This is a genomic window from Pseudomonas izuensis, from assembly GCF_009861505.1.
Lineage (GTDB): Bacteria > Pseudomonadota > Gammaproteobacteria > Pseudomonadales > Pseudomonadaceae > Aquipseudomonas > Aquipseudomonas izuensis.
Window position 1 is genome coordinate 23,325 of the sequence record NZ_WTFT01000043.1, and the last position, 23,620, is coordinate 46,944.

The 23,620-nt window shown below is 60.2% G+C and carries 19 protein-coding genes; 7 read left to right on the top strand and 12 right to left on the bottom strand.

Annotated features, from left to right (window positions below; all coding sequences use genetic code 11):
• Window position 1: 1 nt before the first annotated feature.
• The 6 genes from GPL81_RS27620 to GPL81_RS27645 form a co-directional block, all read right to left on the bottom strand.
• Complete coding sequence (locus GPL81_RS27620; protein WP_160109276.1) at window positions 2–3,229, bottom strand: transporter substrate-binding domain-containing protein; 3,228 nt, start codon at window positions 3,227–3,229, stop codon at window positions 2–4.
• Window positions 3,230–3,856 (bottom strand): response regulator transcription factor, encoded by a 627-nt coding sequence (locus GPL81_RS27625; RefSeq protein WP_160109277.1) that lies wholly within the window; start codon window positions 3,854–3,856, stop codon window positions 3,230–3,232.
• A gap of 93 nt (window positions 3,857–3,949) precedes the next feature.
• Window positions 3,950–4,363 (bottom strand): ANTAR domain-containing protein, encoded by a 414-nt coding sequence (locus GPL81_RS27630; protein ID WP_160109278.1) that lies wholly within the window; start codon window positions 4,361–4,363, stop codon window positions 3,950–3,952.
• A 292-nt stretch (window positions 4,364–4,655) separates the two neighbouring features.
• Window positions 4,656–7,373, bottom strand: coding sequence for a magnesium-translocating P-type ATPase (gene mgtA, locus GPL81_RS27635; protein WP_160109279.1), 2,718 nt, complete (start codon window positions 7,371–7,373; stop codon window positions 4,656–4,658).
• 496 nt (window positions 7,374–7,869) lie between these two features.
• On the bottom strand, window positions 7,870–8,604 hold the full coding sequence (locus GPL81_RS27640) for a thioesterase II family protein (protein WP_160109280.1): 735 nt from the start codon (window positions 8,602–8,604) through the stop codon (window positions 7,870–7,872).
• 165 nt (window positions 8,605–8,769) lie between these two features.
• Entirely contained in the window at window positions 8,770–9,942 is a 1,173-nt protein-coding gene (locus GPL81_RS27645; RefSeq protein WP_160109281.1) for an MFS transporter, read from the bottom strand.
• Between the two features lie 317 nt (window positions 9,943–10,259).
• Here GPL81_RS27645 and idi point away from each other — a divergent pair, with 317 nt between their 5' ends.
• The 5 genes from idi to GPL81_RS27670 all read left to right on the top strand — a co-directional run bounded on the left by idi (window position 10,260) and on the right by GPL81_RS27670 (window position 15,556).
• Entirely contained in the window at window positions 10,260–10,805 is a 546-nt protein-coding gene (idi, locus tag GPL81_RS27650) for an isopentenyl-diphosphate Delta-isomerase (RefSeq protein ID WP_160109282.1), read from the top strand.
• 72 nt (window positions 10,806–10,877) lie between these two features.
• A complete protein-coding gene (locus GPL81_RS27655) occupies window positions 10,878–11,894 on the top strand; it encodes a terpene synthase family protein (protein ID WP_160109283.1) in 1,017 nt (338 codons plus the stop codon).
• A gap of 146 nt (window positions 11,895–12,040) precedes the next feature.
• A complete protein-coding gene (locus tag GPL81_RS27660; protein WP_160109284.1) occupies window positions 12,041–13,867 on the top strand; it encodes a glycoside hydrolase family 15 protein in 1,827 nt (608 codons plus the stop codon).
• 340 nt (window positions 13,868–14,207) lie between these two features.
• The gene (locus GPL81_RS27665) at window positions 14,208–14,591 is read left to right on the top strand and encodes a hypothetical protein (RefSeq protein WP_160109285.1); all 384 of its coding nucleotides are present in this window, start codon (window positions 14,208–14,210) and stop codon (window positions 14,589–14,591) included.
• Between the two features lie 65 nt (window positions 14,592–14,656).
• Window positions 14,657–15,556 carry an alpha/beta fold hydrolase gene (locus GPL81_RS27670; protein ID WP_160109286.1) on the top strand — a complete coding sequence of 300 codons (900 nt, stop codon included), beginning with the start codon at window positions 14,657–14,659 and terminating at the stop codon, window positions 15,554–15,556.
• Here the strand turns inward: GPL81_RS27670 and GPL81_RS27675 are convergent.
• Window positions 15,525–16,508: a GlxA family transcriptional regulator gene (locus GPL81_RS27675; RefSeq protein ID WP_160109287.1), complete on the bottom strand. Its 984-nt coding sequence runs from the start codon at window positions 16,506–16,508 to the stop codon at window positions 15,525–15,527. The genes GPL81_RS27670 and GPL81_RS27675 overlap by 32 nt on opposite strands.
• Before the next feature lie 90 nt (window positions 16,509–16,598).
• On the opposite strand from GPL81_RS27675, the gene inhA reads away from it, so the two are divergent.
• On the top strand, window positions 16,599–17,282 hold the full coding sequence (inhA, locus tag GPL81_RS27680) for an isonitrile hydratase (RefSeq protein WP_160109288.1): 684 nt from the start codon (window positions 16,599–16,601) through the stop codon (window positions 17,280–17,282).
• Between the two features lie 353 nt (window positions 17,283–17,635).
• Here inhA and GPL81_RS27685 read toward each other — a convergent pair whose 3' ends face one another.
• Complete coding sequence (locus tag GPL81_RS27685; protein WP_160109289.1) at window positions 17,636–18,124, bottom strand: SRPBCC family protein; 489 nt, start codon at window positions 18,122–18,124, stop codon at window positions 17,636–17,638.
• Window positions 18,125–18,284: 160 nt separating this feature from the next.
• Between GPL81_RS27685 and GPL81_RS27690 the strand changes: the two genes are divergently transcribed.
• Window positions 18,285–18,686 carry a lysozyme inhibitor LprI family protein gene (locus tag GPL81_RS27690; RefSeq protein ID WP_160109290.1) on the top strand — a complete coding sequence of 134 codons (402 nt, stop codon included), beginning with the start codon at window positions 18,285–18,287 and terminating at the stop codon, window positions 18,684–18,686.
• A gap of 145 nt (window positions 18,687–18,831) precedes the next feature.
• On the opposite strand, the gene peaD is transcribed toward GPL81_RS27690, so the two are convergent.
• The 4 genes from peaD to peaA form a co-directional block, all read right to left on the bottom strand.
• On the bottom strand, window positions 18,832–19,950 hold the full coding sequence (gene peaD, locus GPL81_RS27695) for a quinohemoprotein amine dehydrogenase subunit beta (RefSeq protein ID WP_160109291.1): 1,119 nt from the start codon (window positions 19,948–19,950) through the stop codon (window positions 18,832–18,834).
• Between the two features lie 23 nt (window positions 19,951–19,973).
• On the bottom strand, window positions 19,974–20,297 hold the full coding sequence (gene qhpC, locus GPL81_RS27700; RefSeq protein WP_008016081.1) for a quinohemoprotein amine dehydrogenase subunit gamma: 324 nt from the start codon (window positions 20,295–20,297) through the stop codon (window positions 19,974–19,976).
• Between the two features lies 1 nt (window position 20,298).
• On the bottom strand, window positions 20,299–21,729 hold the full coding sequence (gene peaB / locus GPL81_RS27705) for a quinohemoprotein amine dehydrogenase maturation protein (protein WP_160109292.1): 1,431 nt from the start codon (window positions 21,727–21,729) through the stop codon (window positions 20,299–20,301).
• Window positions 21,730–21,811: 82 nt separating this feature from the next.
• The gene (gene peaA / locus GPL81_RS27710; RefSeq protein ID WP_160109293.1) at window positions 21,812–23,407 is read right to left on the bottom strand and encodes a quinohemoprotein amine dehydrogenase subunit alpha; all 1,596 of its coding nucleotides are present in this window, start codon (window positions 23,405–23,407) and stop codon (window positions 21,812–21,814) included.
• Window positions 23,408–23,620 lie beyond the last annotated feature (213 nt).

Below are 23,620 nucleotides of genomic sequence, written 5' to 3' on the forward strand. Positions count from 1 at the left end.
CTCAGCTCCGCTCGAGACTGTGGTCCAGGCGGGTCATGGCTTGATGCAACTGATCGACGGCGGCGTCGATCAGTGAGGCATCCCCCCTACCGCATGCATGCTCCAGTTGCTCACAACACTCGACCAGATTCTGCGCCCGGACCATCTGCGCCCCGCCCTTGATACGGTGCGCCAGGTCCTGCAAACCGTGGTAATCGCCACGGGCATGAGCTTGCAGCAGGCGCTCGCGGTCATCGCGATTGGTCACGGCCAGATCGCTCAACAGCTGAGTGATCAGTTCATCGTCGGCCCCCGTGAATTTGCGCAGCCCGCTCAAGTCGATTTCGGGGGAAGGCAATGGGGTCACGCCTGCCGGTTCGCTGGAGAATCTCGAGGCCAACCATGCGCTCAAGTCGACCAGCCGGATCGGCTTGAACAGGCAGTCGTCCATGCCGGCTTCAATGCAACGTACTTTTTCCTCGGGTCGTGCATTGGCGGTAAAGCCCAGGATCACCGTTCGCTCCCCCACTTCAAACCGCTCCTCATCGCGGATCGCTCCCGCCAGTTCATAACCACTGACCTTCGGCATGTTGCAGTCGGTGATGACCAGATCGAAGGCCTGTTCACGCCATTGTTCGAAACCTTGCTGGCCATCCTCCGCGACCTGTACCTGATGCCCCAAATAACTCAATTGCCGCGAAAGCAATTCGCGATTGGGTAGGTAATCGTCGACCACCAGAATGCTCAAGGGGCGAACCTGCGATTTCTCCTGCAGCATTTCAATGTCGGGCAAAGGTTGCAACGCATCCAGTTCAAGGCTGATATCCACCCGGGTGCCGCGCCCCAGAGAGCTGTCGAGCCGCAAGTTCCCCCCCATCATTTCGCACAACGTTCGACTGATCACCAACCCCAAGCCGGAACCCTGGCGGGGTGATTGCTGGCTGTTCCCCGCCTGCACGAACGGGCTGAACAGCCGTTGCTGGTCATAGGCGCTGATGCCGATGCCGCTGTCCTCGATGCATACCGTGACGGCAAGACGGTCCGGCGGCGCCGGCACCACACGCAAGCACAGGCTGACCTCGCCTTCGTGGGTGAACTTGATCGCATTGCTCAGCAGATTGGACAGCACCTGCTTCAAGCGGGTGGCGTCGACCAGCACATCGCGGTCGCTGTGCTCACCCAGTTCCACCTGCCATCGCAGGTTCTTCTGCCGTGCCAGGCCTTCGAAAACCCGGCACACCGACATCACCAACGCCTGCAGATTGGCCCGCTCCGGCGACAGCGACAGATGCCCGGACTCGATACGGGCGATGTCCAGAATGTCGCCAATCAATGCCAGCAGCTGTTGCCCGGCCTTGGACGCCACCTCGATGGCCGCACGGTCGGTAACGCCCTCCTCGGCCCTTTTCTGCGCCAGTTCAAGCATGCCCAACAGGGCGTTCATCGGCGTGCGGATCTCATGGCTCATGGTGGCCAGGAACGTGGTCTTGGCGCGGTTGGCATCGTCTGCGGCGTCCTTGGCCTCCTGCAGTTGCCCCAGCAGTTGCTGGCGCAAACGAATCTGCCGACGCTGCCAGGCGATCCCGGCCAAGGCTAGCAACAGCAGGAAGCCGGCCGCGGCGAACGTCTGAAAAATGGTGTCTCGGTGACGCAGCCAAACGCTTTGCTCCACCATCAGGTCATTGCGCCAAAGTTGCCTCAGTTCTTCGATTTCTTCAGGGGGGATACTGAGCAACGCCTTGTCCAGGATCGAATGCAGCTCGGTCGCCTCGCGACTGGTCGCCAGGGTACTGCGGGCGGGATCGATGCCCACGGCGCTGGTCACTTGCAGGCGATCGCGGTATTGCCGGGAAATCAGGTAACGGGCGCTGATCAACGAATTGATACTGCCATCGGCCTTGCCCTGGGCAACCATTTCCATGGCATCCGCCGACAGGGGCGCATCCACACTGCGAATCAGCGGGAAGTGTTGCCGAACGAACTCGCCGGCAATGTTGCCATGGGTCATTGCCAGGGTTTTTCCCGCCATCTCTTCGAGGGTTCTGGGGCTGTCGGGCGCCACGCGAGTCACCAGCACGGAAGGACTGCTCAGGAATGGCCGGGTAAACAGCAGGTCCTCTTCACGCCGGGTACTGAGGCCAATCCCGGCCAGCACGTCGACCTCGCCGCTCTTGATGCCGTTGACCATGTCCGTAACCGACCGCATGGCCCGGATGTCGAATTGCAACCCGGTGCGCAGACTGATTTTCGTCAGCACATCGACGCCGATACCGCGAAACTTGCCATCGCTGTCGATGAAGGTGATCGGCGGGATATTGTCGTTGATCGCCACGCTCACACGGGGGTGTCGGTCGAGCCAGCGTTGTTCGGCCACGCTCAATTGCAGTGATTTCGTACCCGGCATCGACGCCCCGTTCGCCCCCCACCGCCGCAGAATGTTCATCTGTTCATTGGCCGGGATCGCCGCCAACGCCTGGTTGACGATGCGCAGCAGCCGCCGGTTGTCGCGGCTCAGGGCAAAGGCGAAGTGACCGGGTTCCATGGGTGAAAAGTCGGCCAGCACGACGTTATTGAGATAGTTTTTGCTGATCAGGTAGTGGGCAGAGAGCGCGTCACCCAAAAAGACATCCGCCTGACCGAAAGCCACCGCCCCCACGGCTGCAAGGGTCGAGGGGTAAAGCTGAACATCAGTCTCGGGATAGAACTGTTTTACGCTGTGTTCAGGCAGGTAGTGGTACACCATCGCCAGGCGCTTGCCTGCCAACGTCGGGTCCGGCACATTCGGCAAATCGGTTCGTGTCACCAGTACTGGTTGATCGACGGCATAGGCGCTGGACATCTGTAGCTGTGGATCCTGTGCCTCATACCGGTTGGCTGTTCCCAGCAGGTCCGCATTCCCTTGCTTGAGCGTCCGGATTGCCTCCTCTCGCGACGTAAGGCGCCGCACCTGAACCTCCACCTGTAACAACTGACCGAGCAGACCGGCATAGTCCGCCGTCACGCCTTCAAGTGCGCGATCGGTAGGGGTGATTTCGAAGGGCGGATAAGGTACTGAAACGGCCAGCACCAGCTTACCTTTTTGCTGCAACCAGCGGGTATCGGCTTCAGAGAGCGGGGCGGTATAACCCTCTGCGCTGGAGCGTCCCAGCAACGTCAGTGTTTGTGGTTGGGCGCTGACATTGATGCCCCACAGGAAAACGCCCAGCAATAGCAGGCTTTTCAAAATGCGCGGATATCGCAAGGCGTTCATTCAGATCAGATGATTGCGCAGGGCAAGATCGCGCAGATGCACCAGCGATTCCACGTTGAGTTTTTCGATCAAACGGGTTTTGTAGGTACTGACAGTCTTGTGGCTCAAATGCAGGGCCTCGGCGATGGCCTTGTTGCTCATGCCCCGGGCCAGTTGCTGGAAAATCGTCAATTCGCGGTCCGACAAATTGTCGATCATCTGTTTTTCGCTGCGTTGCATGATGCTCATCGATACCGAACTCGAGGGCAGGCGCGCGAAATAGCTGTATCCACCCATCACCGCGTGCACGGCTTTTTGCAAATGCTCCAGATCGTTGGTCTTGGCGACATAAGCCGAGGCACCGGCACGCATGCAACGATCCTGGAAATGCTCCGCTTCCTGGGACGTGAAGACCACGATCCGGCACCGCACTTCGCTTGCCTGGATACGTGCCAGCACTTCCAGCCCGTCGAGGCACGGCATGTTCAAATCCAGCACCACCAGATCCGGCTCATGCTGGCGGATCATCGGCAAAACTTCGTTGCCAGTGCCGGCTTCAAGGATGTGCTTGTAGCCCTCCTGCCTGAGTACGATTTTGAGTGCCCCGCGAATCACCGGATGATCGTCCGCAATCAACACTGACTTCATGGCAACTCCCTGGGCAAAAACACGACGATTGAGCAAGACCCAAATTAAACGCAGTGGCTGCGCATAGACTCTGGCACGGATAACTGCGCGGCACTACCTGACAGAAATGACAGTGCCGACGAACGGTAACCGCGGATCGACGACGGCCATCAGGCGCTGGATTGATGTGAGATCAGGCAACGAAGCATGGCTTACCTGAACCCTATTTTTTTCACCGGCGGGAATGGGTGACAGCCCGGCCTGCTTACCGTTGTAGATCAACACGTGATCCAGTTGCCGGTTATCGAGGCACAAACCCAGCAGATCCAGCTTGCCATCGGCCAGTGCAGCATCGACGACCAGCAGGTCGAAGGGCTCGCTGGCGTACTCCACCAGAATCAGCAGTTCTTCGAGGCTCTGCACCGGCGCCACCCCGTAGTAGCCAAGCTGGTTGAACCAGCGTTCGATCCGCAACCGGTGAAAGTGTTGTTCGTCAGCGATCAGGATGCGTAATGACTTGTTCGACAACGTGGCCCCCCGCAAGCGAGTCAGATTAATGAGGGCGCAAGGCTACGGAAGACCCCTCGAGCTTTCTGTAGGACTTTTCCTAAATACCAGTCCCCATCGGATACACGCGATCACAGCTGTTGCGTCCGGCACATCCCCCTGTGGGAGCGAGCCTGCTCGCGAAAGCGGTGGGTCAGTCAGCATGGATATTGGATGGGATGGCCTCTTCGCGAGCAGGCTCGCTCCCACCGTGGATCTCGGTCGCTCGGATACTTCCCCTCAACCAAAGAATCTCCCACAGGGAGCGGCGGGATCATTGCCAGCCAAACCGCCGGATGTAGAACCCCTTCACCGCCTGGGTCAGGCCCATGTACGCCAGCAGAATCACCGGCAGGAACACGAAGTACAGCGACGGCAGCGCCTGCAGCTTGAAGTAATGCGCCAGCGGTCCCATCGGCAGGAAAATCCCCACGGCCATGATGAGCCCGGTCATCACCATCAGCGGCATCGCCGCGCGGCTTTGCAGGAATGGCACCCTCGGCGTGCGGATCATGTGCACGATCAGCGTCTGAGTCAGCAGCCCGACCACGAACCAGCCGGACTGGAACAGTGTCTGATGGTCCGGGGTATTGGCATCGAACACGTACCACATCAAGGCAAAGGTCGTGATATCGAAGATCGAGCTGATCGGCCCGAAGAACAGCATGAACCGACCGACATCCGCGGGCTGCCAGCGTTGTGGTTTTCTCAGCATGTCGGCGTCGACGTTATCGAACGGGATGGCGATCTGCGAAATGTCGTAGAGCAGGTTCTGCACCAGCAGGTGCATCGGCAGCATCGGCAGGAACGGAATGAACGCACTGGCCACCAGCACCGAGAACACGTTGCCGAAGTTGGAACTGGCGGTCATCTTGATGTACTTGAGCATGTTGGCGAAGGTGCGCCGCCCTTCCAGCACGCCCTCCTCCAGCACCATCAGGCTTTTTTCCAGCAGGATGATGTCCGCCGCTTCCTTGGCGATGTCCACGGCACTGTCCACCGAAATGCCGATGTCGGCGGTCCGCAGGGCCGGGGCGTCATTGATGCCATCGCCCATGAAACCGACCACATGGCCGTTGCCCTTGAGCAGGCGCACGATGCGTTCCTTGTGCGACGGCGTCAGTTTGGCAAAGACGTTGGTGCGCTCCACCGCGACCGCGAGTTCGGCATCGGTCATGCGTTCGACATCGTTGCCCAGCAGCAGGCCTTGTTGCTCCAGCCCGACTTCGCGACAGATTTTCGCGGTCACCAGTTCGTTGTCGCCGGTGAGTACTTTCACCGCCACGCCGTGGGCAGCCAGGGCCTTGAGCGCCGGTGCGGTGCTTTCCTTGGGTGGGTCGAGGAAGGCGACGTAACCGATCAGGGTCAGTTCCCGTTCATCGGCCAGGCTGTAGGTATCACGCCCTTCGATCATTGGCCGGGCCGCCACGGCAACCACCCGAAGACCTTCGGCGTTGAATGTCGCAGTGACTTGGCGAATCCGCGCCAGCAGCACTTCGCTGAGCACTTCATCCACCTCGCCATGACGCACCCGCGAGCAGACCCCCAGCACCTCCTCCACGGCGCCTTTGCAGATCAGCAGATGCGGTTGATCACGTTCGGCGACCACCACCGACATGCGCCGGCGAGTGAAGTCGAACGGGATTTCATCGACCTTGCGAAACGCCGTGCCGACTTTCAATTCACGGTGGATTTCCACGTGTTCGAGCACTGCCACGTCCAGCAGGTTTTTCAGGCCGGTCTGGTAGTAACTGTTGAGGTAAGCCATTTCCAGTACGTCATCGGAGTCATTGCCCCAGACATCGACATTGCGCGCCAGGAAGATCTTGTCCTGGGTCAGGGTGCCGGTCTTGTCGGTGCATAGCACATCCATGGCACCGAAGTTCTGGATCGCATCCAGACGTTTGACGATGACTTTTTTGCGCGACAGGAACACCGCGCCCTTGGCCAGGGTCGAGGTTACGATCATCGGCAGCATTTCCGGGGTCAGGCCCACGGCAATCGACAGTGCGAACAGCAGCGCCTGGGTCCAGTCGCCCTTGGTGAAGCCGTTGATGAACAGGACCAGCGGCGCCATGACGAACATGAAGCGGATCAACAACCAGCTGACTTTGTTGACCCCGGTCTGGAACGAGGTGGGGGCACGGTCGGTTGCGCCGACCCGTTGCGCCAGTGCACCGAAATAGGTGTTGTTGCCGGTGGTGAGGATCACCGCCATCGCCGTGCCGGACACCACGTTGGTGCCCATGAACAGAATGTTGTCCAGGTCCAGTGGATTGAGGGTGTCGCTGTCCTGGCGGCGCGGGAATTTTTCCACCGGCATCGATTCACCGGTCATCGCCGCCTGGCTGACGAACAGGTCCTTGGCACTGAGCACCCGGCAATCGGCGGGAATCATGTCGCCGGCCGACAGCACGATCAGGTCGCCCGGCACCAGTTGCTTGATCGGCAATTCGAGACGCTGTGTACCGCCGTTTTCCATATCGCGACGCAGTACCGTCGCGGTGTTGCTCACCATCGCCTTGAGCGCATCGGCGGCCTGGTTGGATTTGCTTTCCTGCCAGAAGCGCAGCAAGGTCGAAAGCACCACCATGGAAAAAATCACGATGGCGGCTTTCATGTCTTCGGTCAGCCAGGAGATGACCGCCAGCAACGTCAGCAGCAAGTTGAAAGGATTCTTGTAGCAGTGCCACAGGTGGGTCCACCACGGCAGCGGTTGTTCGTGCTCGACCTCGTTGAGACCGAATTGCTCGCGCAGTGCCTCGGCTTCCAGTTCGCTCAAGCCGTCGGTGTGACTGCCCAAAGTGCCCAGCAGCGCGCCGGTGTCGCTGCCGGCGGCGCTGACCAGGGTTTGCGCCAGGGTCGGCGGCACCTCGCGGCTGACCGTGGTGTCGGTGAAGTTTTCCAGCAGCGCCAGGCGACGGAAATGCCGGGCGATGTGGCGGGTGCGCAGGAATCCGGCGAAGAATTCTTTGAGCAGGGTCAGGTTCATGGCAGTTCCCCCAGGATCAGCCGGGAAACCGTCGAGCAGGCGTGTCGGTGCGCCGCGATGACGACAAAAGGTCGAACATCACGCACGGTTCAGCGTCGATGAGAAGGACGTCGGGATACCGGCCGGGAATGGCCGTGATCGGGATGCCGCTGCTCGCTATTACGGCGAGACAACGGCACAAAAAAGATGGCGCGCTATCAGGCCGAGGATGTGCCGGTTATCGAAACCGGCCGACTACTGTCACTCGAACAAGTACCCACTGTGGGTCTCCGCTATGGATTGAAAACGCGCGAAGCTTACGCCCCGGTATGTGGAGAGTAAACCTGTTACAAAACCTTGCAGGGGGAATCGCGGGGTTCTTCAGGAAGGGTTCAGCTTTGAAGATTTGTATCGTTCATTCGGGCCCCTTCGCTGGCAAGCCAGCTCCTACAACGAATATCTACTGTAGGAGCTGGCTTGTCGGATCGCCGCATCGCAGCGAAGGTGGTGGGCCCGGTCAGGCGCTGGCAGCCATGGCATGTCGGCGATGATGCACTTCAAGCTGATCCTTGATCACCTTGAGTACCTTGGCCTCATGCTCATGAATGAAGAAGTGCCCGCCGCCGAGCATGTCCAGGGAAAAGCTGCCACGGGTTTCCTGGCTCCAGCCGATCAACTGTTCGGTGGTAGCCCGGTCGGCCTTGCCGCCGAGCACGTGTACCGGGCACTGGAGCAGTGGACGTGGCAATGGCTCGAACCGCCCGCACAACTGGAAGTCGGCGCGCAGGATCGGCAGGGTCAGGCTCATCAGCTCCTGGTTGGCCAGTACTTCCTCGCTGGTGCCGTTGAGCGTGCGCAGTTGCTCGATTAGTTCGGCATCGGTTCTGGGCTCGGCAAAACCACGGTCGTAGTCGGCACGCATTGTCGGCGCAGCGGTACCCGAGGCAAACAGGGCCACCGGTTCGGCGCAACCGAGCGAGCGAAACGCATGCGCCATCTCACAGGCCAGCAGCGCGCCGAGGCTATGGCCGAACAGCGCGTAGGGGGCCTTGAGCGTGGTTTTTTGTTCCAGCGCCAGTTGCAGCGCCAACCGCCGCATATCGGTGTGCAATGGCTCACCAAACCGCGCGCCCCGTCCCGGCAGCTCCACCGGCTGCAATTTCAGCCACTGCGGCAGTTTGTTCCGCCAGCGGCTGTAAACCATGGCGCTCGCACCCGAATAGGGCAGGCACAGCAATGTCAGCTGGGTCACCGGGCTTACCTCGAAAAGTTGTCTGTCTAGGAGAACGGATGAAACCTGACAGAAATTAGTCGAAGGAATATCCCTGTGGGAGCGAGCCTGCTCGCGATGGTGTATCAGTCGACATCAATGTGGCTGACACTCCATCGCGAGCAGGCTCGCTCCCACAATTAACCTCTATTTCAAATGACGGAAACTCTGCACCGCAGAACCCAACACCACGGCCCCCGCCGCAATCGCCACCCAAAACCCGCTGCGCGCCCCGAACGCATCCACCAGCCACCCGGAACTGGCCGCGCCGATCGCGACGCCGATGCTCAAGCCGGTGACCAGCCACGTCAGGCCTTCGGTGAGCTTGGCCGGCGGCACGATCTGCTCCACCAGGGCCATGGCGACAATCAGCGTCGGGGCAAAAAACAGCCCGGCGACGAACACCGCCAGCGACAGCCCGAAAATATTCGTCGCCAGCAACAACGGCAAGGTCGTCACCGCCGTCGCTACCCCACCGTAGAGAAACAGGCGCGGCAGCGGCACCTTCGAACGCAGCGCGCCGAATGCCAGCCCGGCCAGGCATGAGCCGATGGCGTACACCGACAGCACAATGCTCGCCGCCGCGGGTTGGCCCTGCTGCCGGGCGAACGCCACGCTGACCACATCCACCACGCCGACGATGGTGCCCATGGCGACCATCAGCAACATCAGCCACTGGATGTCCACAGAGCGAATGATCGAACCCATATGATGTTCTTCATGGGGATGCACCGCCGGCTCGGTGCTGCGTTGCAGGACAAACGCCGTGACCCCGATTGCCAGCATCAACAATGCCGCCAGCGGCCCGGCCTCGGGGAACGCCACCACGCACAGACCCACCGACAACGGCGGCCCGACAATGAAGCAGACTTCGTCGAGCACCGACTCCAGGGCATAGGCGGTTTGCAGTTGCGGCTGGCCGCGATACAGCTCGGTCCAGCGCGCCCGCACCATCGCCGACATGCTCGGCATACAACCGGCCAGCGCGGCAAATACAAACAGCGTCCATTGCGGCGCCTGCAAACGGGTGCAGAGCAATACCAGCAACAACGCCCCGCCGCCGATCAGCGCCGACACCGGCAGGATCCGCCGCTGACCGAAACGGTCCACCAGTCGCGACACCTGCGGCGCACAAAATGCCGTGGCCAGCGCAAAAGTCGCCGCCACAGCCCCGGCCAGTGCGTAGCCGCCCTGCAACTGCGAAAGCATGGTGATCAGGCCGATACCGGTCATGGAAATCGGCATACGCGCAATCATCCCGGCCAGCACAAAGGCTCGGGCGCCAGGGGCTTTGAATAGTTCGCGGTAGGGGTTTGCCATGGGGCTGGCCTCGATAAGGGCCTGCAAGTTGCCACAACGGCCAATCGAGGGGGAAGCAACAAATTGTTGGGTGAATGTGAAAGCCACATTCGCACTGGGGCAGCTTCGGTCGCGGGCAAACAGCTCAGCGATGGCGTTATACAAATTGCATAAATCCGTAGAAGCGAAAAACGACTTCACACAACATCCAAACAATCTAAGTAACCGCTTGAAAGCCTCTCCCCCGACAACTAGTTTTTTGTTCTTCACCTGCCCTATTTTCTCTACGCAGTCGGTCAGTAGTAACGCCAGTAGCGAAGACACAATGGAGTCCAGCTATGGAAGAGTTACTCATCCTGGTCGATACCCACGATCGTAAACGCGGTTACGCCCCCAAGATGCAGGTCCATCAACAAGGCTTGCTGCATCGTGCGTTCTCGATCTTCATTTTCGACAAGAACGGGCGTGTCCTGCTGCAACAGCGCGCTTCGGGCAAGTACCACTCTCAAGGGTTATGGACCAATACCTGCTGCGGTCATCCCCGGCCAGGTGAACGAACCCTGGCGGCGGCGAAACGACGCTTGCAGGAAGAAATGGGCATCACCTGCCCACTGCAAAAAGTCGCCACGCTGCTCTACCGCGAGCAAGTGTCAAACCAGCTCATCGAACATGAGTACGACCACATCTTCGCCGGCCTGTGTCACACCGATCCCATCGCCAATCCCGAAGAAGCCAGCAACTGGCAGTGGATGGCGCTCGCGCAAATCCCCCCGAGCATTGCCGCGGCCCCCGACACGTTCAGCATCTGGTTTCGGCGGATTTTTGAAACCCTCGGCCCTGCCGATTTGAAAGCCTGGAATGAGACTGCACAGGCGCGGGATTGAATCAGCGTCCAACAGCAGAGGCCTGCGCGTGCCACAGGCTGTGTAATTGACATGGAAGAAAGGAGAATCCCGATGACACAACAACCGACTGGGACAAGCGCCCCCAAACCGACCCTTGCACCTTTTGTGGTGCGTCCACTGCACTGTCCATCGCCGCTGCGAATCGACGAAGCACTCGGCAAGGAGGTCAACGACCGGCTGATGTCATGGGTCGGACGCATCGGCATATTTGCGGGCAAACTCGAAAAGATCCGCGATTCGAACTTCGGTCGCTATGCCATGTTGTGTCACACGGATACAGACGATCCGGATCGTCTGTTACTCCAGGGCCAGTGCCTGGCAGCCCTGTTCGCGGTGGACGACCATTTTTGCGATGACCGTTCACTGGGCTGTAGCCCGGCAACTGTCGCCCCTCGCCTGTCGTTCGCCATTGCCGCCATGGATCCGGTTTACCTGCCCCGCTCTTTCGACACCGAACTCGAACGCCAGCTCGACAGTGACCCGGTGCTGGTCGGGCTGCGCGCTTATATGAAGCGGGTTGAAGAATTCTGCACGCCGTCACAAGTCGCAAGGGTTCGCCAGATCAGCATCGCCATGTTCGTGACGATGGCCGCCGAAGGAGCCTGGCGCATATACGACACGAAACCGACGATTGCCGAATACCTGGCCAGCAGACAGGTCAACAGCTTCTGGCCGTGCCTGGTGTTGATCGATCCGATCGGCGGGTACGAGGTACCCGCCAATCTGTATTCACAACCGCAGGTTCATCAGATCACCGCACTGGCTTCCCTCGCCACGACGTTGGTCAACGACCTTTATTCCGCTTACAAAGAGCATATGAACGAGGTGGGTGAATTCAAGTTGCCATACCTGCTCGCTGCACAACATCAGTGCACCCTGCAACAGGCGATCGACCACATTGCCGATATTCACGATGACGTAATGCGCGATTACGAAGTGGCCGAGGACAGACTGCTGGGCAATGCCTCGCCTCTGCTTCAACGCTACCTCAAAGGCTTGAAGGCCTGGATCGCCGGGAATCTGGAATGGCATAAACATAGCGCTCGGTATCATGTTGAACCGCGCTGACTGAACCCGGGGCAGGCCGATCCCGTTCGAGCATTGTTGCGTGAAGGGTTGGCCTGCCGGCCACTGGGTACTCCCAGACAAATGAACTCCAGGCCGTCCGGACCTGTCCTCTGATCAGGCTCTCAGTTCCCGGAGTTTTCTCGACAATGACTGACCACCACCCCGAACGCCAAAGCCCCATCGACGCCCACGGCATTATCGGCGACATGCGCAGTGCCGCACTGGTCAACGACAAGGGCAGCGTGGATTTTTTCTGCTGGCCGGAATTCGACAGCCCGTCGATTTTCTGTTCGTTGCTCGATACCCCCGAAGCAGGGATTTTCCAGCTTTCCCCGGATTTGCCCGACGCCCGCCGCGAGCAAATCTACCTGCCCGATACCAACGTGCTGCAAACCCGCTGGCTGAGCGACCGCGCGGTAGTGGAAATCACCGATCTGCTGCCCATTGGTGACACTGAAGATGACTTGCCGCTGTTGATGCGTAGGGTGCGGGTGGTCAGTGGCAAGGCAGACTTTCATCTGCGATGTGCCGTGCGCCATGACTATGCCCGCGCCAATACATGTGCCCGCCTCGACAATAAAGACGTGATCTTTGAAGCCATCGACCAGCCACCCCTGCGCTTGTCCTCTGACCTGCCCTTGAACATCGACGCCGACGCCGCCGTTGCTCTATTCACCCTCGAACAGGACCAGACCGCCGAGTTCCTGCTCGGCGCCATCGATGATCCGCGCTTCAAGAAAGGCGCCGCGGATTTGTGCCTGGAGCGCACGCTGAAGTTCTGGCGCGACTGGATCGGCCAATCCAACTATCGCGGTCGCTGGCGGGAAATGGTCAGCCGCTCGGCATTGGCCATGAAGCTGCTGACTTCACGCAAACACGGCGCAATCCTTGCGGCGGCGACCTTCGGCCTGCCGGAAACCACCGGCGGCGAACGCAACTGGGATTATCGCTATACCTGGATCCGCGACGCCTCGTTCACCGTGTACGCCTTCATGCGCCTGGGTTTTACCGAAGAGGCCAACGCCTACATGCGCTGGTTGCGCGGGCGGGTCAGCGACTGTCACGGCAAAGCCATGAAGCTGAATATTCTGTATGGCATCGATGGCCGACAGGAACTGCCGGAAATCGAACTTGCGCATTTATCCGGTCACGGCGGCGCGAAACCGGTGCGCATTGGCAATCTGGCTTATGCGCAAGTCCAGCTCGATATCTTCGGCGAGCTGATGGATGCGGTGTACCTGGTCAACAAGTACGGCGAAGCCATTTCCCACGAGGGCTGGAAACACACGGTGGAAGTGGTCGATCAAGTCTGCGACACCTGGCAGCAGGAAGACGTCGGCATCTGGGAAATGCGCGGCGAACAACATCACTTTCTGCACTCGCGCCTGATGTGCTGGGTGGCGCTGGACCGGGCGATCCGTCTCGCCTCGAAACGCTCCCTGCCCGCCCCGTTCGCCCGCTGGGACCAGACCCGTCAGGCGATCTACGCCGACATCTGGGCGAATTTCTGGAATGAAGAACACGGGCATTTCGTCCAGCACATCGGCGGCACCGGCCTCGACGGTTCGATGCTGCTAATGCCACTGGTGCGTTTCGTCAGCGCCAGGGACCCACGCTGGCTCGGCACCCTCGATGCCATCGAGAAAAACCTGGTGCGCAACGGCATGGTTTACCGCTACTGCAACGAACAGACCCACATCGACGGCCTGCCCGGCACCGAAGGCGCGTTCGCCGCGTGCTCCTTCTGGTACGTCGAATGCCTGGCCCGCGCCGGACGGGTGGAAAAAGCCCATCTGGAATTCGAGCAACTGCTGCGCTTCGCCAACCCGCTGGGGCTGTACGCCGAGGAGTTCGACAGTCATGGGCGGCATATGGGGAATACGCCGCAAGCGTTGACGCATCTGGCGTTGATCAGCGCGGCGTGTTTTCTGGACCGGAAGTTGAGTGGGGAGAAGGGGTTTTGGCAGCCTTGAATACCATCTATCAGACACCGCCTGTCATCTGTGGCGAGCGGGCTTTTGTGGCGAGGGGATTTATCCCCGTTGGGTTGCGAAGCAGCCCCAAATTTGTAGCGCACGGTGTGTCAGGTATTCTGCTTTTGAATGGTTTCGCGACTGCTGTGCAGCCGAACGGGGATAAATCCCCTCGCCACAAAAGCCCGCTCGCCAAAGGTTTTTCGCTGGCCAAAGCCCTACATTTTTTAAACAAAACACCCGGAAATACCCTGTTGCCAGCCGTTACACCCCCACCTAACATCCCGGTTCAACGGGCACAGCGGAGCTGTCCAACAAAACCCGAACTCAAGGAACCGGCATGACCCAACGCATCCACCGCAGCATCGATCTCCCCCTTCGTACCGGCTTGAACCGCGACGAACTGTGGGAGGCCCACGACAAGGGTCTGATCAAGTGCTGGGAAATCGGTCGCCAACGCGCCGCCCGCTTTCCCGACCTCGCCCGACAATGTCTCGCCGGTGAACTGCCGGTGCTGGGCTGGAAAGGTGGCGTCAGCCGCAGCCTGAAAAAACTCGAAAAGTACGGCTCGCTCAAATACCTCGCCCAATGGCAGGGTTTGCGTGGGGAGGATCTGGATGTGGATTTGAGCGAGGAACGGGCGCTGACCTGTTCACGCACGGGGATGGTGGTGACGTTCACGCCGGAACGGGCAAAGTATTTCAACCAGGTGGCAGAGGCGTGATTTGCTCAACAGGGATGTAGTCCCTTGGGCTAGTCTGTCGTCAGGTCTGAAATCAGGAGCCTGCCGTGGCTGAACATCCAATAAAAACAGTCCGCACACCGCTGCTCAACGTTGCTTACGAGGAACACGGCCCCGGCACCGGCGACCCGGTGATCTTGCTCCACGGTTTCCCCTACTCGGCCCGCGCCTATGACGAAATCGCTCCGCCCCTCGCAGCCAAAGGTTACCGCGTCATCGTCCCGTACCTGCGCGGCTACGGCCCGACCCGTTTCAACAGCCCCGATACATTGCGCTCAGGTCAGCAAGCCGCCCTCGCCCAGGATCTGCTCGACCTGATGGACGCCCTCTCCATCTCGAAAGCAGCCCTCTGCGGCTACGACTGGGGCGGTCGGGCGGCGTGTATCGTGGCGGCGTTGTGGCCGCAGCGGGTGCGTTGCCTGGTGACGGGGGATGGCTACAACCTGCAGGACATTCCCCGTTCGACCCAGCCACGGGCCCCGGAAACCGAGCATCGCCTGTGGTATCAGTACTACTTCCACACGCCGCGCGGCGTCGAAGGCTTGACGAAAAATCGCCGCAGCTTGTGTGAATTGCTCTGGAAGCTGTGGTCGCCGACCTGGACCCAAGGCCCTGAGCGATACCCCTTGAGCGCACCAGCCTTCGACAACCCGGATTTCGTCGAGGTGGTGATTCACTCGTACCGGCATCGGTTCATGTATGCGCCCGGCGATCCGGCGCTGGAGTGGATGGAGGAGGCCCTGGCCAAGCAACCACCGATCAGCGTGCCGACGATTTCCCTGTGTGGTGCCGACGATGGCGTGGGCCCGGCACCGGAAATCGACGACGATCTCGAACACTTCACCGGGCGTTACGAGCGCCGGGTGCTGGCGGGGGTCGGGCATAACATTCCCGAAGAAGCCCCCGAGGCCACGCTCAAAGCGTTACTGGATCTGCTGCAGCACTGACGGAAAAACGTTCGCGATAGGCCTGCGGCGTCACGCCCGTGGCCCGCAGAAAACAGCGACGCAGGGTTTCTTCGCTGCCGAATCCGCATTGCACGGCGACCCGCTTGATCGGCACGCCGGTGTCGCTGAGCAGGCGTCGCGCCGTCTCGACTCGAATCAACTCGATGGCCCGGGCGGGTGTCTGGCCGGTGTCGGCGCGGTAGTGACGCACGAAGCTGCGCTCGCTCATGCCGGCCTGCAAGGCCAGGTTCGGGATGCCGAGATCCTGGGTGAGATTTTCGCTGATCCAGGCGTGAAGCTCGTCGAACCGATTGCCTTCTTTCTGCAAGGACAGGGTCACGCTGAATTGCGACTGGCCACCGGGCCGCTTGAGGAACACCACCAGTTGACGGGCGACTTCCAGGGCCATGTTGCGGCCGAGGTCGGCTTCGACCATCGCCAGCGCCAGGTCGATGCCGGCGGTGACCCCGGCCGAGGTCCAGACCGGGCCGTCGTTGATGAATATCGGATTGGGCTCGACCAGCAGCGCCGGGTGCTTCTGCGCCAGTTGATCGCAGCGGGTCCAGTGGGTGACCACGCGCCGGCCATCGAGCCAGCCGCTGGCCGCCAGCAAAAACGCCCCTGTGCACACCGATGCAACCCGCCGGCAATGCGCCGCGTGCTCGCGCACCCAAGTGACCAGTGGTTGGTCTTCCGCCGCCGCGTAAACACCCCAGCCCCCGGCGATGATCAGGGTATCGCTGCCCTGCTGCGGTAACGGTTCGGCCAACAACGCCAACCCTGCCGACGACATCACCGCCCCGCCGCCACTGGCGATCACCGTCGGCGCGTAAGGCGTGGGCGAACCTTGCTGACGGGCGATGTCGTTGGCCGAGGCGAACACCTGCAACGGCCCGGTGACGTCGAGCAATTGCACATTGGCAAATGCAAGCACATGAATGGTTTTGGGCATTTTGGCGTAATTCGTGGGGTGATTGGCGTATGCGCCAAATGCTAGGCGCCTACAGTGAAGTCGTCCACCCACTTCAGGAGAAAAAACACCATGACCTTGCAGATCGGTTTTCTGTTGTTTCCACAGGTGCAGCAACTCGACCTCACCGGCCCTTACGACGTGCTGGCCTCGTTGCCCGATGTGAAGGTGCATCTGATCTGGAAGGACCTGATGCCCGTCACCGCCAGCACCGGTCTGATGCTCAAGCCCACCACCACCTTCGATGACTGCCCGGCGCTGGATGTGATCTGCGTGCCCGGCGGCAGCGGTGTCGGGCCGTTGATGGAAGATGACCAGACCCTCGCGTTCCTCAGGGAACAGGCCGCGACGGCGCGTTATGTCACCTCGGTGTGCACCGGTGCGCTGGTACTCGGTGCGGCGGGGCTGCTCAAGGGCAAGCGCGCCACCACCCACTGGGCCTATCACGAGTTGCTGGCGCCGTTGGGGGCGGTTCCGGTGAAGGGTCGGGTGGTGCGCGACGGCAATCTGCTGACCGGTGGCGGAATCACCGCAGGCATCGATTTTGCCCTGACCCTGGCGGCCGAGTTGTTCGATCAGGACACTGCCGAGCTGGTGCAATTGCAGCTGGAATACGCGCCGGCGCCGCCGTTCCAGGCCGGGAGCCCGGAAACAGCACCCAGTCGCGTTCTGGAAGAGGCCCGACAACGCGCCGCCGGGTCGTTGAAGCTGCGGGCGCAAATCACCGAGCGTGCCGCGGCGAAACTCGAACTTTAATTCCCGTAGGAGCGAGCCTGCTCGCGATGGTCGTTAACGATAACGCGTGTTCACTGGTTGAACGCGGTGCTCTTGAGACCATCGCGAGCAGGCTCGCTCCTACAGTTAGAGTTTCGCCAGCCTTTTTCAGGCGCCCACAAAAAAACCCGCCGAAGCGGGTTTTTCCAAGACCATTACGACTCCCTGTCGTCAGCACTCCATGCAAATGGCCGATCATCCATGATCCTGAGCACTCCCTGTGCGTCAGTGGATGGGGCCAGAATACGCATCGGATCCAATCCGCAATAGACGACATAGCTACCATCGCGTGTAAGACATTCGCTATAGCACCCTTCCGAAAACCCTTAGATGCCTCATTCACTTTCACGCTCGCGGGCCTTGGCGCTTTCGACGAGAAAGTGCTCGAGCCTGCCCAATTGCTCTTCCCAGCCACGGCTGTCCATGTAATACGCTTCTTTTTGACGGATGTCGGGAATGTGGGCGAAACCTGACTCGGACACCTTGAGCAGCGTGCCGTCCTCGAAATCCGCCAGTTCGAACTTCACCAGCGTGGTGGGTTCCTGGGAGTAGTCGATCTTCGGATTCACGGCGTAGGGGTGCCAACGAAACGAAAACAACTGCTGCGGTTCGACCCGCTCGACCAACACATTCCACAACACGTGTTCATAACCGGGATACGTGACTTGTCCCTGGGTCCACTCGCCGGCAATGAAACGCCTGCCTTCGAGCGCGACACCGAACCATTGACCGAACGCCTCGGCATCGACCAATGCGCGCCAGACATGGGAGCGCGGCGACCTGAGCATTATTTTGCGTTCAAAACTATTGGGTACTGGTTTCATATGTCACCTCCTGTACTGAACAACAGTAGGCCTGTAAGACCACATGTCCAGCCCGAAAGTTGTATGAATCGGGTGTCAGTTGTCGCAATCGCTCTCTTTGCATCGCTTTTCGCTTCGCTACACTGCCCTCCTATCCCCTCTGACACAGCGAGTTTTCCCCATGCGCACACGCTTTTTCCTGGCGCTGACGCCTTTGCTGCTCAGCCAACTGGCCCATGCCGTGGACTGCGCCAATGCTGCCGACCAGGCCACGATGAACCTGTGTGCGTCGCAGCAGCATGCGGCGGCAGACAAGGAGTTGAATGCGCTGTATCAACAAATCACTTCAAGGCTCAAGGGCAATCCTGAGAGCAAGAAACTGCTGGTGAGTGCGCAGCGTTCGTGGATTGCGTTTCGCGATGCCGAATGCAGGTTTTCGGCGTCAGGTGTGGAAGGCGGGAGTGTTTATCCGCTGATCTACGGCAATTGCGTGACGGAATTGACCAAGGCGCGGATTGAGACGTTCAAGACATACTTGAAGTGCCAGGAGGGGGATTTGGGGTGTCCGGTGCCGGGGGTTTGATTCTTCGGTGTATTTGAAGGCCTCATCGCGGGCAAGCCTTGCTCCCACAGGTTTGTGTCGTTCATGACAAACGACGCGGACCTGTGGGAGCAAGGCTTGTCGAATCGTCGCACCGCCGCGATAGCGTCAGTGCAGACGCTGCAATTTACCGCACAAAAACCTGCGCCGTGGTAATCGCCATGTCCCCACCCGGCATCTTGATGCTGCCAATCTGTTTCAGGCTGTCGGCATCGAAGATCGCCACATCGTTGAACGTCCCGGCCAGGTAGATCTTGCTGCCGTCCTTGTTGAAGGAAATGCAGTAGTAGGAGTGATCGAGCGTCGCCGCCTGAAGCATCTTTTTCTCCTTGATGTCGTACTTGGCCAGGCGGTTGAGCACGCCGAACATCAAGTTCGGGTCTTTCGGCGAGCGCATGCCGCTGAAATAGATTTCAGTCAGGGGACCGAAGTCAGTGGTTTCGGTCTTGCCGGTCTTCAGGTCGATGCTGAACAGGCCGTACAGGAAGTCGGCGGTGGCCGGGTCCTGTTTCTTGTCCTTGAACTTCGCGGTGGTGTAGAGCAGCGAGAAGTCATGGCGATAGGTCTGCTGGTTCCATACATAGAGCACGTCGGGCGCGGCGTAGTTGGCGCGTTTCCAGTGACGGCTGGGGATCAGCACGTCGAACTTGCCGGTCTGCACGTTGACCTTGTAGATATCCGCACCGGCCACGTACAACGTGCCGTCGTCACCGCTCTGCATGATGGTCAGCTGCCGCGGCGCCGGGAAGCTGCGCACGGGTTTGGCGTCCATACCGGCGTCGGTCTTGTACACATCGAGCCGGGGTTGCTGCACTTCGTAGTGATCGTTGAGCATCAACGTCGGGTTGGCGATGGTGAACAGTTCCTTGCCGTCGTGGCTGAGGGTGAAGGCGAACATGGACCTCGCTTTCTCCCCGGGCTTCTGGGTGATGCTGGCGTGGAACACCTGTTTGCAACTGTCGAGTTCGACGCCATAGACATCCGCGTAGTGATTGTTCAGCACGTAAGCGGTCTTGCGATCCGGCGACAGCTGCACAGTGCCCGGACCGAAGGCGTCCGGCATCTTGCAGGTCTTGAACAACGTGTCGGTGGCCAGGTCGATCACGTGCAGGTTGTTCGGATAATTGGTGGTCAACATGTATTCATGACCGTCTTGCAGCGCGGTGTTTTCATCGGCCACAACGGTGAGCGAAAGAGCGCTAAGGACGGCGAACGCGGCCAAGCCGCAGGCTTTCAAATTACGCATGCTGGAATCCTTCTTCTGTCAGATCACTTGTCTTTCGGGAAGACAGTGCCGAGGTTGCGCCAGTTGTCGTTGGACGCCTGCGCATCCTTGTTCCAGTCCGGGTAGGTACTCATCATGTCCGGCACCTGGGCCGGCCACCAGCACGGGTCGGAGCAGCCATACAGGTCGGCTTCCATCGGCTGGCACAACGACGACACACCGCCAAATGCATCGATTTCCCAACCCGGGTCGGTGGTCGAGGCACAGCCCGCCACGGAACTCATGGCTACGACTTCTTCGATGCGGTTCTCGTCCGCGGCCTGATCCAGCTTCAACGCCTTGTTATTGATTGCCTTGAGATGTTTCATATCAGTGAGCCTTGCGCGGAGTGATGTAGCTGCTGATGAACGCAGGGTTGTTGGCCATGATCCGGGTGTAGACCTCGATGCCGAAGTCGACCCAGTCACGCATCAGTTCGCAGTAGTGATAGGTCGGGTGCGTCGGGTCGCCGTAGCGGGCGTAGCTCTCGTGGTAGCAGCCGCCGGAGCACAGGTTGCGGATCTGGCAGTCTTCGCAACCGGTGTTGGTGCGGTCCAGGCGCTGGGACAGGAAGTCGTTCAACTCCACCTGTTTCACACCGCTGTGGACGTTGCCGAAGGTCGGCAGGCTCGAACCGGTAAACCGGTGGCACAGGTTCAGTTCGCCCTTGTGATCCACCGCCAGCATCTTCAGGCCCGCGCCGCACGGCAGGGCTTTCTTGTGGCCTTCGTGGATGTCGGTGATCAACTGGTGCAGGTTGGAAAAGCCGATGTTGCGATGCTCCAGCGCCGCTTCCAGGTAACGGCGACCGAGGGCCTTCATGTTGGCGAACACCTGCACCAGTTCATCGCTGGTGAGGTTGAAACTGCTGATGTCGCCGGAGGTCACCGGGGCGAAACCGACCTCGGCAAAACCCAGCTCATTGAACAGGTGATCCCAGATGGTTTCGACGTCGGTGACGCCGGTGGTCAGGGTCACCCGCGCGCCCACCGGGCGGCTGTTATAGCGCGACAACAGCATCTCGGCCTTGCGTCGCACCACGTCGTAAGTGCCCTGCCCGCCCACGGTGATGCGGTTGCGGTCGTGCACGGTTTTCGGCCCGTCGATACTCACTGACAATCCGAAACGGTGGGCGTTGAGGTAATCCACGGTCTCTTCGGTGAGCAGCGTGGCGTTGGTGGTCATGACGAATTCGACGAACTTGCCGGCCTCGGCAAAACGCTTCTCGCAGTAGTCGACCATGTACTCGATCAGCTTGCGATTGCTCAGCGGCTCGCCGCCAAAGAACACCACGGTGAAACGCTCTTCGTCCGGGGATTCGCGCAGCAGCATTTCGACGGAAGCAATGGCCGTATCCACGTCCATCTTCTTGCCGGCCGACGGCTTGTCGAGGTCTTCCTTGTAGCAGTAGGTGCAGCTCAGGTTGCAGCCGGTGTTGACGTTGAGCACCACGGTGTTGATGGCGGTGCGTTCGACGCGTTTGGTGGCGATGTCCGGGGTCAGCGGCGAGCCGTCGCTGACCAGTTCCAGGGCCATCAACTCGCGCAGGGTCTCGGTGATTTCCTCGCCGTTGAAACGCGCGGCCAGGCGCTGGATCAGGTCGTCCGAGGAACAGCCGGGGCCACGCAAGGTGTCGATGATGGTGCCCGTCAGTTCATCGCTGGCGAACAGCGAACTGCTGGGGATGTGGAACAGCATGCGGTCGGCGTCTACGTGCACTTCGTGCAGGTTGCGTTCGACCAGATTCAAAATTGCGCCCATGGCAAACCTCCTGTGCAAGCCCCGTTGTGCAGGGCTTGCGATCATTCCGAAAAGTGTCTGAATCGCTGACGATCAGGCCAACTCAAGGAATGGGTGGATTGTTCCAGCGTTGCACGGTCACGATCATGTGGCCTTCGCCGGTCAGGGATTTTCCTGCGTCGTCGACGGCGGCGATCACCTTGAGGTTGCCGGCATTGTTGGTGGACATTTTGCGTGCAGGGTTCGGCCCGGCATCGCCCGGGGTGAATACGCCCGAGTCGGCCTGCATGGTGCCTGCAAACTTGACGTCTTCGTCTTCCTTGGCGCGATCGTCGAAGGCCTCGACCTTCCACTGCGCCGGGAACACGCCGATGCGATACGGCTTGCCATCGGCGCCCTTGCCCCAGGCTTCGGCGTCGAAACGGCCCTGGACTTTCGGCGTCGAACCACCGCCCTCGCCGATCCGTGCCACGGAGAACTCAGGCACGACTTTGACCGCATCGATCTTGTTGTAGACCGAGAGTTGCGGGCCTTTCAGCGAGCCGACGCTGACCGCGCGCACGCCCGGCTGGGCGTTGGCGGCCGCCTTGAGTTTGACTTTGATCTGTTCCGGGCTTTGGGAGACGACTTCGACCACGTCCACGCCTTTGCCGAAGTTCGGCTTGCCGGCCAGGCCACTGCCGATCAAGCCGGTGCCAATCAAAGTCACTTCGGTTTCGCTGCCGGCCTTCAGATAACCTGGCTGCACCGCGAGCAAACGGCTGGAGCCCTGCTTGGCGGCGACGAAATCCAGGCCACGCTCATCATGCTCGGCCTCGAACATCCGGCCCTGCAGGGCGTTGCCCTGGGCGGCGAAGACCTGGCGCATGGTCACGCCATCGATGGTCACGTTGCCGCGCCATTCGTAGCCCGTGTAGAGAATCGCGCTGCCGTCGCCGTTGAACGGCGAACCGTCGGCGTATTGGCCCTTGACGCTGACCTTGAAGGTGTCGTTGCCGTCGGCTGTCACGCTCATGACGCCGGCCAGCTCGCCTTTACCGGGCAAGTGCCCGCTGAAGCTCCAGTCACCCACCAGTGCCTCGCTTTTCGGCGCGGTGCCCAGCCATTTTTTCCAGGCCGGGTTATCCAGCGGATAACGCTTGGCCAGCAGCGGCACCATGTCTTTGCGAGCGATATCGAACCAGTCGCGGTCGCGGGCCAGTGCCTGATACTCCAGCGACGGCCATTGGCCGAGGTGGAAGTTCACCAGACGCTCCCATTCCTGGGCCGGACGGCGTTGCAGGGCGACCCGCGCACCGGAGTGGCAGCGACCGCACATCTGGCTGGTCTGGTCGTCGAATTTTTCCACGGTGTTGAGCCGGCGCTCCATGGCGTAGCGCACGCCGTCGGTTTCGCTGGGTGCCAGGCCCTGGGTGTCGGCCAGGTACTTGACCAGCGTCCGGCGGTCCTCGTCACTGATCTGCAAACCGTGCATGGTCTGCATGCGCGCAATGCTCATCAGCCAGCCTTCCGGCGTCTTGCGCTGGTGGCTGATGCGGCTCAGGGCGTTATTGGCTTCGGGGGTGTGACAGCCCTGACAGGTTTCCTTGAGGATGGTCTGGGCGTCGCGGGCTGCCAGGCTGTAGGGCGAATGCAGCGCCACACAAGCGGCCACGGCCAGCAGACTGGCACTCAGGCCTGATCGGAGTTTTCTCTTCATCAACGTCGAACCTCGCACGGTGCTTTCTTATTTTTGTTGCTGATCGTTTTTTTTGGTTTCTGCCGTCGGCTTTGATCCGCTGACGCAGGCAAGAGAAACGTCTGCAATGAGCAATACACGGAGCGTGCCAGCTTGCCGATAAGCTTCTTAATCAATCACTTGCGTTTATTTGACTACACAAGGCCATGCCTGGAGACGGTGGCTGGCGTCTAA

Bases quoted from the DNA above. Each gene is read 5' to 3' on its own strand.
- peaA (WP_160109293.1), bottom strand. From the start codon at position 23,407: ATGAAGAGAAAACTCCGATCAGGCCTGAGTGCCAGTCTGCTGGCCGTG.
- peaD (WP_160109291.1), bottom strand. From the start codon at position 19,950: ATGCGTAATTTGAAAGCCTGCGGCTTGGCCGCGTTCGCCGTCCTTAGC.
- GPL81_RS27675 (WP_160109287.1), bottom strand. From the start codon at position 16,508: ATGCCCAAAACCATTCATGTGCTTGCATTTGCCAATGTGCAATTGCTC.
- GPL81_RS27660 (WP_160109284.1), top strand. From the start codon at position 12,041: ATGACTGACCACCACCCCGAACGCCAAAGCCCCATCGACGCCCACGGC.
- GPL81_RS27655 (WP_160109283.1), top strand. From the start codon at position 10,878: ATGACACAACAACCGACTGGGACAAGCGCCCCCAAACCGACCCTTGCA.
- peaB (WP_160109292.1), bottom strand. From the start codon at position 21,729: ATGGGCGCAATTTTGAATCTGGTCGAACGCAACCTGCACGAAGTGCAC.
- mgtA (WP_160109279.1), bottom strand. From the start codon at position 7,373: ATGAACCTGACCCTGCTCAAAGAATTCTTCGCCGGATTCCTGCGCACC.
- idi (WP_160109282.1), top strand. From the start codon at position 10,260: ATGGAAGAGTTACTCATCCTGGTCGATACCCACGATCGTAAACGCGGT.
- GPL81_RS27690 (WP_160109290.1), top strand. From the start codon at position 18,285: ATGCGCACACGCTTTTTCCTGGCGCTGACGCCTTTGCTGCTCAGCCAA.
- GPL81_RS27625 (WP_160109277.1), bottom strand. From the start codon at position 3,856: ATGAAGTCAGTGTTGATTGCGGACGATCATCCGGTGATTCGCGGGGCA.
- GPL81_RS27620 (WP_160109276.1), bottom strand. From the start codon at position 3,229: ATGAACGCCTTGCGATATCCGCGCATTTTGAAAAGCCTGCTATTGCTG.
- GPL81_RS27665 (WP_160109285.1), top strand. From the start codon at position 14,208: ATGACCCAACGCATCCACCGCAGCATCGATCTCCCCCTTCGTACCGGC.
- inhA (WP_160109288.1), top strand. From the start codon at position 16,599: ATGACCTTGCAGATCGGTTTTCTGTTGTTTCCACAGGTGCAGCAACTC.
- GPL81_RS27685 (WP_160109289.1), bottom strand. From the start codon at position 18,124: ATGAAACCAGTACCCAATAGTTTTGAACGCAAAATAATGCTCAGGTCG.
- qhpC (WP_008016081.1), bottom strand. From the start codon at position 20,297: ATGAAACATCTCAAGGCAATCAATAACAAGGCGTTGAAGCTGGATCAG.
- GPL81_RS27645 (WP_160109281.1), bottom strand. From the start codon at position 9,942: ATGGCAAACCCCTACCGCGAACTATTCAAAGCCCCTGGCGCCCGAGCC.